The sequence below is a fragment of the Dichotomicrobium thermohalophilum genome, assembly GCF_003550175.1.
In the GTDB taxonomy this organism is placed as follows: Bacteria; Pseudomonadota; Alphaproteobacteria; order Rhizobiales; family Rhodomicrobiaceae; genus Dichotomicrobium; species Dichotomicrobium thermohalophilum.
Window position 1 is genome coordinate 51531 of record NZ_QXDF01000006.1, and the last position, 11654, is coordinate 63184.

10 protein-coding genes are annotated in these 11654 nt (G+C 65.8%); 3 read left to right on the forward strand and 7 right to left on the reverse strand.

Translation table 11 applies throughout. The features are described from left to right. Positions 1 to 77 precede the first annotated feature (77 nt). From BXY53_RS13870 to hemC, 5 genes are all read right to left on the reverse strand, one after another. Positions 78 to 920: a DUF3108 domain-containing protein gene (locus BXY53_RS13870; protein WP_170144463.1), complete on the reverse strand. Its 843-nt coding sequence runs from the start codon at positions 918 to 920 to the stop codon at positions 78 to 80. Positions 921 to 1085: 165 nt separating this feature from the next. Beyond that, on the reverse strand, positions 1086 to 2783 hold the full coding sequence (locus tag BXY53_RS13875) for a heme biosynthesis protein HemY (RefSeq protein ID WP_119062646.1): 1698 nt from the start codon (positions 2781 to 2783) through the stop codon (positions 1086 to 1088). Between the two features lie 39 nt (positions 2784 to 2822). Beyond that, positions 2823 to 3980, reverse strand: a complete 1158-nt coding sequence (locus BXY53_RS13880) for a COG4223 family protein (protein WP_119062647.1) — start codon at positions 3978 to 3980, stop codon at positions 2823 to 2825. Positions 3981 to 4115: 135 nt separating this feature from the next. Further along, positions 4116 to 4838 carry a uroporphyrinogen-III synthase gene (locus BXY53_RS13885; RefSeq protein ID WP_119062648.1) on the reverse strand — a complete coding sequence of 241 codons (723 nt, stop codon included), beginning with the start codon at positions 4836 to 4838 and terminating at the stop codon, positions 4116 to 4118. Next, the gene (gene hemC / locus BXY53_RS13890) at positions 4838 to 5770 is read right to left on the reverse strand and encodes a hydroxymethylbilane synthase (RefSeq protein ID WP_245410484.1); all 933 of its coding nucleotides are present in this window, start codon (positions 5768 to 5770) and stop codon (positions 4838 to 4840) included. Before hemC ends, BXY53_RS13885 begins: the two co-directional genes overlap by 1 nt. Before the next feature lie 178 nt (positions 5771 to 5948). On the opposite strand from hemC, the gene tsaD reads away from it, so the two are divergent. From tsaD to BXY53_RS13905, 3 genes are all read left to right on the forward strand, one after another. Then, complete coding sequence (gene tsaD, locus BXY53_RS13895) at positions 5949 to 7046, forward strand: tRNA (adenosine(37)-N6)-threonylcarbamoyltransferase complex transferase subunit TsaD (RefSeq protein WP_119062649.1); 1098 nt, start codon at positions 5949 to 5951, stop codon at positions 7044 to 7046. Positions 7047 to 7073: 27 nt separating this feature from the next. Continuing rightward, positions 7074 to 8093, forward strand: a complete 1020-nt coding sequence (locus BXY53_RS13900; RefSeq protein ID WP_119062650.1) for an NAD(P)H-dependent glycerol-3-phosphate dehydrogenase — start codon at positions 7074 to 7076, stop codon at positions 8091 to 8093. Positions 8094 to 8262: 169 nt separating this feature from the next. After that, complete coding sequence (locus tag BXY53_RS13905; protein WP_119062651.1) at positions 8263 to 8577, forward strand: hypothetical protein; 315 nt, start codon at positions 8263 to 8265, stop codon at positions 8575 to 8577. 52 nt (positions 8578 to 8629) lie between these two features. On the opposite strand, the gene typA is transcribed toward BXY53_RS13905, so the two are convergent. Then, positions 8630 to 10453, reverse strand: coding sequence for a translational GTPase TypA (typA, locus tag BXY53_RS13910; protein WP_119062652.1), 1824 nt, complete (start codon positions 10451 to 10453; stop codon positions 8630 to 8632). Between the two features lie 235 nt (positions 10454 to 10688). Next, on the reverse strand, positions 10689 to 11402 hold the full coding sequence (locus tag BXY53_RS13915) for an OmpW/AlkL family protein (RefSeq protein ID WP_119062653.1): 714 nt from the start codon (positions 11400 to 11402) through the stop codon (positions 10689 to 10691). Positions 11403 to 11654: the final 252 nt, after the last annotated feature.

Here is an 11654-nt window from a genome sequence, read left to right on the forward strand (position 1 = left end):
GAGCAGGAAAACATGATGGCAATGTGAAATCGACCCCATTAGCACGGAGTCTGCGCAGATTGACCGCTCGCGGGCGTTTAGCTGGACCCGATAACCGTCAGCTCGCCTTCGCGGGCCGATTCCAGCCGGAACTCTTCGGTGGTCATGGATGCCGAACCGATCGGAAGCGGCAGGTGAATGTGGTAGGGCACGTAAAGCTGCGCCTTGCTCACCGGGATCAGCCACACTTCGATGTCGTTGGTACGCTCCAGGAAGCCGGTCTCTTCCTTGTTCGGCTTGTGGCCGGCGATGGCGCGGAAGCTCGCGCGGCAGACATAGGCGGGGCCATTATACCCCGCGCTGGTGACCCGGCGGGTGGTCTTGTAGCGCAGCGTGATATCATACCGCATCTTTCCGTCGAAGATCTGAAGCTCCTCGTTGCAGGACTGCGCACCCCGGGCCGGCCGACGGAATTTCGAAAGGCCGATCACCGCGCTCAGCGGGTCGATGACCCCCCGCATGTGATGGCTCTCGATGGGTACACGGTTGCTATTGGGCGGCGGGTCGATGTTGACGTCGCTGACCCCCGAGCCATTGAAGCGCAGGCGCACGGAGCCGGCCTTGTCCCCCGACTCGTAGCCGAAGTTGTAGCGCTCGGGCTTGGGGCCCTTCGAGGTGAGGCGGCCGGCGCTCTCGGTCCGGGCATTCCACTCGAACAGGATGCCGTTGAGCAGGCTGATGCGGGCGCCGGCGCGCAGGTGATAACCGGTGCCGTTCCAGTTTGAGTGGAAGCGGAAGGTGCCGATGCTCAGGCCGTTGTAGGCGATGTCGTAGCGGGCGAAAATCTTGGAGTCGCCGGCCGTCGCGGGGCCGCTGAGCCCGCCCGCCGCGAGGAGCAGCGCCAGGGCCGGGATTGCGTAACGCATGAACCTGACAGACATCTCGTTCGACTCCATGATCCTCCGCCGCGGACCGCCTGAGCGTTTCGCGACACTGCCGGTCTGAAGCATTCAGCCGTTGACCAGCCAATACCCGCTATACGTCAATTCCAAGGCATTGCAACCCGCAATCGTGCCTGCGTTGAAAGCATTCATACACGCTAAATCTTAACGTGTGTTTTTCGCCGGCACGCCGTAGAGTGGCGATGTCCTGTCTTCATCGATTTCACCGCCGTGCGGGCCGGGATCATCGGGGGCGCGTAGCGGAAAAACCACAGTTTCGCCACCCGATGCGCTTGGCTTTTCGGCGCGTTGTGGACTGGCGTCGGGCTGCGTGGCTGCAGCGGTGGCCTTTCCGGTGGCCTTTCCGTTGTCGGGGGCCGTCTGCTCGTCCGTTTCCGCGTGGCTGCTCTTCTCGGCGGTCTCGCTCGCTGGTTCGGACGAATCCACGGCCGCCAGCCTGGCCGGTTGGCTCACGCTCTCGTCCGGCTGCTCGACATGAACGTCCTCGGCCTGTTCGAGCCGTTCGAGTCGATCCAGCTCGGCGATCTCCAGCGGAAGCGCATCCTGATCAGCCGGGGCGATCCGCTCCATGGGAATGCGCCATTCGAACGCGTCGAGCTGGCCGGTCACCGGCGAGAGTGGCGCCCAGCGGTCGGACACCACGCCGTCAGCTACCCAAGCCGGATCACGCGGGGCCCGAAGCGCCCGCGCCAACCATTCGCGCACCCGCCCGGCGTTGCGCGTGTCGCCCGCTTCGATCCGCGCCATCAGCGTGCAGACCCGGCGGGAGGGCCGCTCGGCCAGCAGCGGTTCCAGCGCCTTGCGGGCCTCGTCCCATTCATGCGCATCGACTGCGGCGGCTGCCACGGCCACGCGGCTTTCGACGTGATCCGGGTTGTTCCGCGTCAGCGCCCGCACGCGGTTCAGCCGGTCGCGCGGGGAGTCTCCCGGTCGCACATAGGCGTAGGTGAGGGCGATGTCTGGATGCGGCGACAGCTCCCAGGTCTTGGCCAGCAGGCGCGCCGCCCGCGAGACGTAGCCCTGTGCCGCCAGCACGCGCCCGGCGATTTCCGCCGCCGGGACCAGATCAGGCGCGAGGCTGTGCGCTTCCTGCGCCAGCTTGCCGGCCTGTTCTTGATCGGTCAGTTCGATGGCCTGAGCCTGCGCGGTCAGCAACACCGCGCGGCGGCGGTCGGCGGTCTGGCGATCGACGAGCTTGTTCTGGCGCATGGAGCCGAGTGTTTTGAGCGCGCCGGCCCAATCGCCCTTGCGGCACTGCAGTTCGAACAGCGCCTCGGCAGCCCAGGGAAGGGCGGGCTTGATTTCGACGGCGCCGGCGGCAAGCTGCTCGGCCGCCTCGATCCTGTTTTCGCGCCGGGCTTCGAGGAACAGACCATGCAGCCCCATAAGCCGCGTTTCGTCGTCATCGAGCATGGTCTCGAAGATGCGCTTGGCGGTGGCGTGGTCGCCGCTGATCTGCGCAGCCTGCGCGCGCAACAGCTTCGTCAGAGGTTCATTGTCCAGAACCTGCCGCGCCTCACTGGCATAACGCGCGGCGAGCTGCGCGTCGCCCGCGCCGACGGCGAAGATGCCCTGGCGCAGCGCATCGCGGCCGCGCTCCTCTCGGCGTTCGCGCATCCGCGCAAGCAGCCGCGCGGGCGCCCCGAAGATGCCGCGCAGTGCGCTCCACAGCAACAGCGCCACCGCGAAGCCAAGCAGCACAACCGCGATGGCGATGAACACGCTCGTCTCGATCCGGTAGCCCAGCCAAGTGATCGCCAGCTCGCCCGGATTTCCAGCCAGCCAGGCGGCGCCCGCACCGATAACGCCGACAACGATCAGATAAAGTAGCAGTCTCAGCATGACGGTCTCTCTTCCGGGCTTCGTCGGGCGCGGCGCGTCCTATTGCTGGATGGCGGCGAGCATGCGGGACTCCATGGCGTCCAGTTCCTTGTTCGCGTTGATCCGCGTCTTTACTTGTTCGATCCATGGCAGTAGCTGGACCGCCGCTTCGCCCGAGAGCTGGTCACTCTGCGCAACGACGCCCGGCAGGTCGCCCGCCTTCAGCCGGTTTTCCATGCGCGCGATGATGGCGCTGGGGGAGTCGCCTTCGATCTCGCCGACCGGCCGGACATTCACGACCGAGCGCGCGCTTTCGACGATCTGCCCGATAATCGAGTCGTCGCCGGTTGCCCCGACGGCGTCCAGTGCCTTGTTGGCGAAGCGCGGGAAGCTCTCGCGGAGGTCGCGCAAGGTCGGCACGCCATCCTGCGCCGCGGCGGCCAGCGTTTCGGCTTCCAGCGCCTCGGTTGACAGGTCGCGGACGGCCTGCAACTCCGTGGCGTAGGCCGTGCCACTGTCCACCGCGCGCTGGAGATTGTTCAGGGCAACCGCAAGAGCCGAAGCTCGCGCGGCGGCGACGTTTTTCTGGCTCTGGGCACGCACCTCTTCGAGTGAGGCACGCACCGTGTTCAGGCTTTCCTCCAGTCCGGCGAGTCGTTCCCGGACGCTGGCGATCTGCTCGGCGCGCGCCGTCTCGTCCGTCGCTTCGGTTGCCGTCTGGAGCTGCTGCTCCAGCGCGTCCACGCGCGCGGTCAACGAGGCCACGGCCTCCTCGTCCGTTTGGGCCAGCCCCTCGGTGCGCGCGTTAAGCGCGGAAACGCGGTCGGCAAGTTGTGCGCGTGCTTCGCTGCTATTTTCGGCAACCGCCGAGATACGCTGTTCGAGCCTGTCCTGGGCCGCCTTGATCTGCTCGGCACTGGTCTCGGAAACGAACGGCAGACGGTCGCGGAAAGTTCCCATTGCATAATAGCCGACCACGAGCGCGATCAGCCCGCCCAGAAGGCCAGCCGCCAGATGCGTCAGGAAACCGGCTGCGCTGCCTCCTTCACGCGGGGGCGGGGTTTGTTCCGGGGCTTCGGTGTCATCGGCGCCGGTTTCGGCCTGGTTGTCGGACTTTTCTTCCGCGGACGGCTCGTCGATGCGCTCGGCCTTCAGATCGAGCGTCGCGTGCGGCCGCTGCGCGCTACCTCCGGTCTCGGATTTCGTCTCGTCAGACATTGCTTTCTCCATGCCAGGCCGCAGGCCCTGGTAACATGATCGCCGGAAAGACCGCGCCGCGCAAATGCTGCCTGATCACCGCCATATCCGGCTTTGGTTAACGTTTCGCGAGAAGGTCGCAAGCGGTGTCGCGATCTACGCGGCCGTTGATGGCCCCAACAAGTCGAGGAGCGCCCGTTGCGTGGGCCGGGCTGCAATCCTGATCTGCTCTGCCCGGAGCGGCGCCAGCCGCTCTGCAACCCGCGTGGACAAGCAGAGAAAGCGAAGGCGCGCAGCCTGTTCGCTTATGCCCGCCTGCTTTACGAGGTCAACAAAATGTCCTGCCGTGCGCGGCGACATCAGGATGACCGCGTCGACCCGCCCGGCGCCCAGTGCGCGCTCTGCCTGCTCGGGCAGCGCGGTAACCAGTTCGCTGCGATAGACGATATGCCGGAGAACGGTGAAGCCGCGCGCGCCCAACGCCGCCGCCATGTCAAAGGCAAGGTGATCACCGGTAAGGTAGAGCAGGGGGCCGTTTTCCGGGCTGTGCGTATAGGCGATGTGCTCGGCGAGTTGCGCGCCCGTGCCGCCGCCTGCGATCACGTGCAGGAAACCGGCCTGCCGCGCCGCTTCCGCCGTCGCCGCGCCGACACAATAGGCTGGCACGCGGTGTAGCGTCTTCGCCCATTCCACATCGCGCAGTGCGCGCACTGCATTGCGGCTTGTGAAAATGGCTGCGGCCGGGCGCTGCCCTGGCGGCTCGGGTGTCTCGTAGCGGATCACGCTCAGCGGCGCGATGATCGGCTCATGCCCGCGTGTCCGCACTGCTTCGGCCGTGGCTTTGGCGTCGTCGAGCGGACGCGTGACCAGGACGCGCATCACACGATCTGCGCCATGAAGTCCGGGCCGGCGCGCTGCAACAGCTCCTGGGCGGCATCCTTGCCCATTGCCTCAGCGTCGCTGACCGGGCCACTGCGCGCAGTCGCATGCGCTTCTGACCCGTCGGGGAGCAGGATTTGTCCTCGAAAACGCATCTGGTCGCCGTCCAGGTCAGCGAGCCCCGCAATCGGCGTGCGACAAGAGCCGTCCAGCTCGGCGAGGAATGCGCGCTCGGCGATGACGCGGACATGGGTCGGCCGGTCATGGATGGCGGAAAGCAGTTCGCGCCGTTCATCATCCTTCTTGCGGATCTGGATGCCGATAGCCCCTTGCGCGATGGCGGGCAGCATTTCGTCGGGGCTGACCGGCGCAGTGATCTTGTCGGCGTGGCCGAGCCGCTGAAGGCCGGCGACGGCGAGCAGGGTTGCGTCCGCCACACCTTCTTCCAGCTTGCGCAAGCGCGTCTCGACATTGCCGCGGTAGGTGATGACCTCGATATCCGGGCGAAGCTGCTTCACCTGGGCCTGCCGGCGCAGCGAGGAGGTGCCGACAACCGCGCCCTCCGGCAGATCGGTCAAGCCCTCGACCTTGAGGCTGATGAAGGCATCGCGCACATCCTCGCGCGGCATCATGCACACGATTTCCAGCGGATCGGGCTCGATGGTCGGCACGTCCTTCATCGAGTGCACGGCCATGTCGATCTCGCCGGCGATCAGCGCGTCCTCGATCTCTTTCGTGAACAGGCCCTTGCCGCCGAACTCACGCAGCGCCTTGTCCTGGATCATGTCGCCGGAGGTCTTGATGATCACGATCTCGAAATCGTCATGGGTCATGCCGTGCGCCGCGCAGAGCCGGTCGCGCAGCTCGTAAACCTGCGCGAGCGCGAGATTGCTGCCGCGTGTGCCGATACGGATGGGGTTTTCTCTCGGCAAGGGACGTTCCTCCTGATTTTCCGGACGCTTCCCGTCGCGACTTCCCGAGCGGATGGACGGCTGTCGCGCACAGTGCGCGCCGTTTCGCGCATTTTTCCTGTTGCGCGTCCAAGGCACAACTCTATTGTGAAGGCAATATCAGCTTGAACCTCGCGTTGCCAGCGGCACGCCGATCAAAATGACCTCCCCAGAACCAGTGCCGGGCCAGACCGTGCTCGGGATCGAAACAAGTTGCGACGAGACGGCCGCGGCTGTCGTGCGGCGCGGCGCGGATGGGCGCGGGGAAATCCTGTCCAACCTTGTGCGGTCCCAGATCGAGGATCATGCCGCGTTCGGCGGTGTTGTGCCGGAGATTGCGGCGCGGGCGCATGTCGAGGTGCTGGACAAGATGATCGCCGCTGCGCTCAGTGATGCGGGGCTCGGATGGGACGATCTTTCGGGCGTGGCGGCGACGGCGGGTCCCGGGCTGGCCGGGGGGCTGCTGGTCGGGCTGACGACCGCAAAGGCGATCGCGCTTGTCCGCGACCTACCGCTGATCGCGCTCAATCATCTCGAAGCCCACGCGCTGACCGCCGGACTGACCGACAATCTTCCGCCGCCGTATCTCATGCTGATCGTCTCGGGCGGGCACAGCCAGTTCATCATCGTGCGCGATGTCGGCGCTTACGAGCGGCTCGGGACGACGGTGGACGACGCGCTCGGCGAGGCGTTCGACAAGACGGCCAAGCTGCTGGGGCTGGGCTATCCGGGCGGGCCGGCGGTTGAGCGTGCGGCCGCGACAGGCGATGCGCGCCGTTTCGACTTCCCCACGCCGATGGTTGGCCGGCCGGAGCCGCATTTCTCCTTCGCCGGGCTGAAGACAGCGGTGCGGCAGGCGGCGAATACGCTTGAGCCTGCGAGTGATCAGGACATTTCGGACATCTGCGCGTCGTTCCAGCGCGCGGCGGTCGCGGCCGTGAGCGACCGGGCGGAGACGGCGATGCGGCTCTACGCGCAGCGAACGGGGCCAGATGCGCCGCGCCATTTCGTCGTCGCGGGCGGCGTGGCGGCGAACGCGGCGCTGCGCGCGGCGCTTGAGCGCGTCAGCGAAGCGAACGGATTTTCGCTCTTCGTGCCACCGCCCCGGCTGTGTACGGACAATGCGGTGATGGTCGCGTGGGCGGGAGCGTTATGGCGCGATCGCGGACGTGCCGATCCGCTGGATGTGCCGGCGCGGGCGCGCTGGCCGCTCGATGTGAATGCGCCCAAAGCGATCGGCGCCGGCGTGAAGGCTTAGATCGCAAGGCCAGGGGAGAAGCTGGAGATGGCGTATCAGAAGATCGGGGTCGTTGGCGGTGGAGCCTGGGGCACTGCACTCGCCCAGTCCGCACGACGGGCGGGGCGCGACGTGCTGCTCTGGGCCTATGAGCTTGAGACGGTCGAGGAGATCAACGAACACCGTACCAACCGTGTCTATCTGCCGAGCGTCACACTGGACCGCGGCATCCGCGCGACGGCCAAGACGGCCGAAATGGCCACCTGCGACCTGCTCCTCATGACCGTGCCAACGCAGTTCACAAGGGCGATTTCCGCGGAGATCGGGCCATACCTGAAAGAGGGAACGCCGGTTCTTGCCTGCGCCAAGGGCTTCGAGCAGGAAACGCAGCTATTCCTCACCGACGTGTTGGCGCACACGCTGCCCAGCGCAATTTTGGGCGTGCTGTCCGGCCCGAGCTTTGCGGCAGAGGTCGCCCGCAACCTGCCAACGGCCCTGACGCTGGCGGTGGAGGATGAGGCGCTCGGGCGCGAACTGGCCGAGGCGCTTGGCCACCGCAACTTCCGGCTCTACTGGACCGATGACGTGCGCGGCGTCCAGATCGGCGGGGCAGTGAAGAATGTGCTGGCAATCGCGGCGGGGATCGTCGTGGGGCGCGCGCTTGGCGATAGTGCTCATGCGGCGGTCACCACGCGCGGCTTCGCCGAGTTGCGACGTTTCGGCGTGGCGCTGGGCGGGCAGCCCGAGACGCTGACGGGCCTGTCCGGCCTCGGCGACCTGATGCTGACCTGCTCCAGCACGAAGTCCCGCAACATGTCGCTCGGCAAGGCGCTGGGCAAGGGCCGAACGCTGGAGGATGTGCTGGGGACGCGACGCTCGGTCAGCGAGGGCGTCTACACAGCCGGCGCGGTTGTGGAACTGGCCCGCAAGCACGAGGTGGAGATGCCGATCTGCGCCGCGGTCCATGAGGTGCTCAGCGAGCGCATGAGCATCGACGCGGCAATCGAGTCGCTTTTGTCGCGGCCGGCGCGCGCCGAGCCGGAGCCGCTGGCGCGTTCAGCCGGTTGACATGGCCACCCTCTGGCGGCATGTTTCGCAACATGATGCACTTCCGAATTACGAGCGCCCTGCGACTTAAGGGCCCGGCCGCTTGATAGCGGGCCGGGAGCCGCAGGGCATTGCGCGAATCCTCAGCGCTTCTCTCGATCAACGCTCGTAATTTGGAAGGATTTCACCCATGACCGTCATGCCGACGCCGCGCGCCGCCGAGAGCGCGCAACCTTTCTCCGTCCCCAGCGCCGAAACCCGAACCACCGCCGCGCCCGTGCGCGTGATGCGCGTGACCGGCGAGGCTGACCCCAACATTCTGGCGCGGATCGTTCAGCCGATGGTGAAGCTCGACCTGATGCCGCGCTATTTCCAAGTTCTGAGCGAGGACGGTGGCGAGATGCTGGCGGAGATCGCCTTTGCCGGTGTGGATGAAAACCAGGTCAAGCGCCTGCAGAGCACGTTGCAGGCAGTTATCGGCGTCACCGCTGTCGAGTTGCGCTAGCGCCTTGCGAACCTCCGCCATGCTCCGCGTTGCGCGCCCAGCATGATGCGTATCAGGCGGCGGACTCGGCGGCGCGTTCCGCGCGCTTGCGCACATGCGGGTCGAGATGGCGCTTGCGCAGGCGGATCGCGTTCGGCGTGATCTCCACGAGTTCGTCGTCGTTGATGTAGCTGAGCGCGCGCTCCAGCGTCATCTTCATCGGCGGCGTGAGCTTCACGGCATCATCCTTGCCCGCGGCGCGGACATTGCTGAGTTGCTTGCCCTTGAGCACATTGACTTCCAGATCGTTTCCCCGATTGTGCTCGCCGACGATCATGCCCTGATACACCTTGGTCTGCGGCTCGATCATCAGCGGGCCGCGGTCTTCCAGGTTCCACAGCGCGTAAGCGACAGCTTCCCCCTGGCTGTTGGACAGGAGCACGCCGGTGCGCCGCCCCTGGATTTCGCCGCGATAGGGCGCGTAGCCGTGGAAAATGCGGTTCATGACCGCCGTCCCGCGCGTGTCGGACAACAGCTCGCCGTGATAGCCGATCAGGCCGCGTGTTGGCACATGCAGGACCAGCCGCTGCCGCCCGCCGCCCGAGGGGCGCATGTCAATCAGATCGCCGCGCCGCTCGGACAGCTTCTGGACGACCGTGCCAGCGAATTCTTCATCCACGTCGATGATCGCTTCCTCGATCGGTTCGAGCCGCTGGCCGGTGTCGGGGTCGAGCTGGTACACGACCCGCGGTCGCGACACCGTCAGTTCGAAACCTTCGCGGCGCATGGTTTCGATGAGGATCGCCAGTTGAAGTTCGCCCCGCCCAGACACCAGGAAGGCGTCCTTGTCGTCGGTCTCATCCACCTTGAGGGCGACATTGCCCTCGGCCTCCTGGAATAGCCGCTCGCGGATGACCCGGCTTTGCACCTTCTTGCCGTCCTGCCCTGCGAAAGGGCCGTCATTGATGCGGAAGGTCATGGACAGCGTCGGCGGGTCGATCGGTTGCGCCGGGATCGGAGCCTCCACCTCCGGCGCGCAAAGCGTGTCGGCGACCGTCGCGGTATTCAACCCCGCGATCGCGACGATGTCGCCCGGTTCGGCGCGGTCGATCGGTGCGCGCCCTAGCCCGCGAAAGGCCAGCACTTTGGAGATGCGCCCGTGCTCCACAACCCCGCCGTCACGCGAGAGGGCCTTGATGGTCTGATTGGGCACCACCGTGCCAGATGTCACGCGTCCGGTCAGGATGCGGCCGAGATAAGGATCGGCGTCGACCGTGGTCGCGAGCAGGCGGAACGGGCCGTCATCGACGTCGGGCGGCGGCACGTGGCGTATCACCAGGTCGAAAAGAGGCGCCATGTCCTCGCGCGGGCCGGATGGGTCTTCCGCCATCCAGCCCTCCTTGGCCGATCCGTAGAGGACGGGGAAATCAAGCTGTTCCTCGCTTGCGTCGAGCGCGGCGAACAGGTCGAAGACCTCATTGACGACCTCGGTGTGGCGCTCGTCGGGCTTGTCGATCTTGTTGATCGCCACGATCGGCTTCAGCCCGACCTTGAGCGCCTTCTGCACCACGAACTTGGTCTGTGGCATCGGGCCCTCGGCAGCATCGACCAGGACGATCGCGCCGTCGACCATGTTGAGGATGCGTTCGACCTCGCCGCCGAAATCGGCGTGGCCTGGCGTGTCGACGATATTGATACGCGTATCGCCCCAATCGAGCGACGTGACCTTCGCGAGGATGGTGATGCCGCGCTCGCGCTCAAGATCGTTGGAGTCCATCGCGCGGTCGGCAAGCTGCTGGTTCTCGCGGAACAGGCCGGACTGGCGCATCAGCACGTCGATCAGGGTGGTCTTGCCATGATCGACATGAGCGATGATGGCGATATTTCTTTTGCTCATTCAGTTGGGTCCATCGGCGCAGCTGGCCACGCCTTATGTTGCGGTGCGAAATCGGCGGCAGGTTGGCCGAGCGTCGCTGCGCCGTCAATGGCTGCGCGCGCGGCGCAGGGCGTTTTGCTGGTTGTTTGGGTGTTTGGAAAGAAGATGGGAACTCGCGGGCGCATGAAAAAGGCGCGCCCGGCAGGGGCGCGCCTCGTGTCTTGTGAGTCGTGCGCGATTGTTTGCGCGCCAGAGCCTATTTGAGCGGCGGCAGCGGCTCGGCCGGCGCGCCGAACTTGTAGCCGAAGCCCAAGCCGACGATCCAGGGGTCGATGTCGACTTCTTCGTCAATGGCCGGGCTGCTGGTGCTCGCATCCGTGCTGAGCCACAGCTTCTTGACGTCGACATTGAAGAACCAGTTGTCCCGAAGGTGATAATCGAACCCCGCCTGCAGTGCCCAGCCGAAGCTGTCGTCAAGTTCCAGATTGGAAAAGCCGCTGGCGGCATCCTCGTTGTAGAATACCGTATAGTTCACGCCCGCGCCCACATACGGTTTAAACGCGCCCATATCGACATGATACTGCAGCGTGAGCGTCGGCGGCAGCAGCCAGATATCGCCGACATTCGTGCCGTCGGCCGTCTCGATATCGTGCGGCGCGGTCGCGAGGATCAGTTCCATCGCCAGGTTGGTCGTGAAGAAGTATGAGATGTCCAGTTCCGGAACAACGGTGTCGCTGATGTCGAGATCGTCGAGCGCGCCAGTGCCGTCCTCATCCGGGATCACGCCGATGCCGCGCGCGCGGATCATCCAGCCCGGCCCCCAGATCGAGGCCGGTGCATAATACTCTTCCTCCGCCGCGTACGCGTCTTTCGTGCTGATATCCGCAGCCTGCGCCGGCATGGCCATGGCCGCTCCGGCGACTACGGCAAGGCCCCCGAGAGCCGCGAATGTCTTGCTGACGATGTTCATTGTTGTCCCCCGAATTTCATGTTCGCCCGCGCCGCGAACGGCGTTGGAATCGCTGGGCGATTCGCTTCCTGTTACGCTAAGCGGCTACATCAAACGTTGGCTTGATTTAAGTCAAACACGGGGCGTGCGTTGCAGTGGTGATGCCTTTCGCGAGGCAGGGGTTGCCGCAGCGCAACAGCGCTCAGGGCCACAGATAGGCGATCCGCTCCAGCCGCGCGCGGCCATCGGTTCGCGCGCGCCTGCGGCAGGCCC

What these genes read in the sequence shown, in the direction of transcription:
- BXY53_RS13870 (WP_170144463.1), bottom strand. Translation starts at nt 920, where the DNA reads ATGTCTGTCAGGTTCATGCGTTACGCAATCCCGGCCCTGGCGCTGCTC.
- BXY53_RS13875 (WP_119062646.1), bottom strand. Translation starts at nt 2,783, where the DNA reads ATGCTGAGACTGCTACTTTATCTGATCGTTGTCGGCGTTATCGGTGCG.
- BXY53_RS13880 (WP_119062647.1), bottom strand. Translation starts at nt 3,980, where the DNA reads ATGTCTGACGAGACGAAATCCGAGACCGGAGGTAGCGCGCAGCGGCCG.
- BXY53_RS13885 (WP_119062648.1), bottom strand. Translation starts at nt 4,838, where the DNA reads ATGCGCGTCCTGGTCACGCGTCCGCTCGACGACGCCAAAGCCACGGCC.
- tsaD (WP_119062649.1), top strand. Translation starts at nt 5,949, where the DNA reads ATGACCTCCCCAGAACCAGTGCCGGGCCAGACCGTGCTCGGGATCGAA.
- BXY53_RS13900 (WP_119062650.1), top strand. Translation starts at nt 7,074, where the DNA reads ATGGCGTATCAGAAGATCGGGGTCGTTGGCGGTGGAGCCTGGGGCACT.
- BXY53_RS13905 (WP_119062651.1), top strand. Translation starts at nt 8,263, where the DNA reads ATGACCGTCATGCCGACGCCGCGCGCCGCCGAGAGCGCGCAACCTTTC.
- typA (WP_119062652.1), bottom strand. Translation starts at nt 10,453, where the DNA reads ATGAGCAAAAGAAATATCGCCATCATCGCTCATGTCGATCATGGCAAG.
- BXY53_RS13915 (WP_119062653.1), bottom strand. Translation starts at nt 11,402, where the DNA reads ATGAACATCGTCAGCAAGACATTCGCGGCTCTCGGGGGCCTTGCCGTA.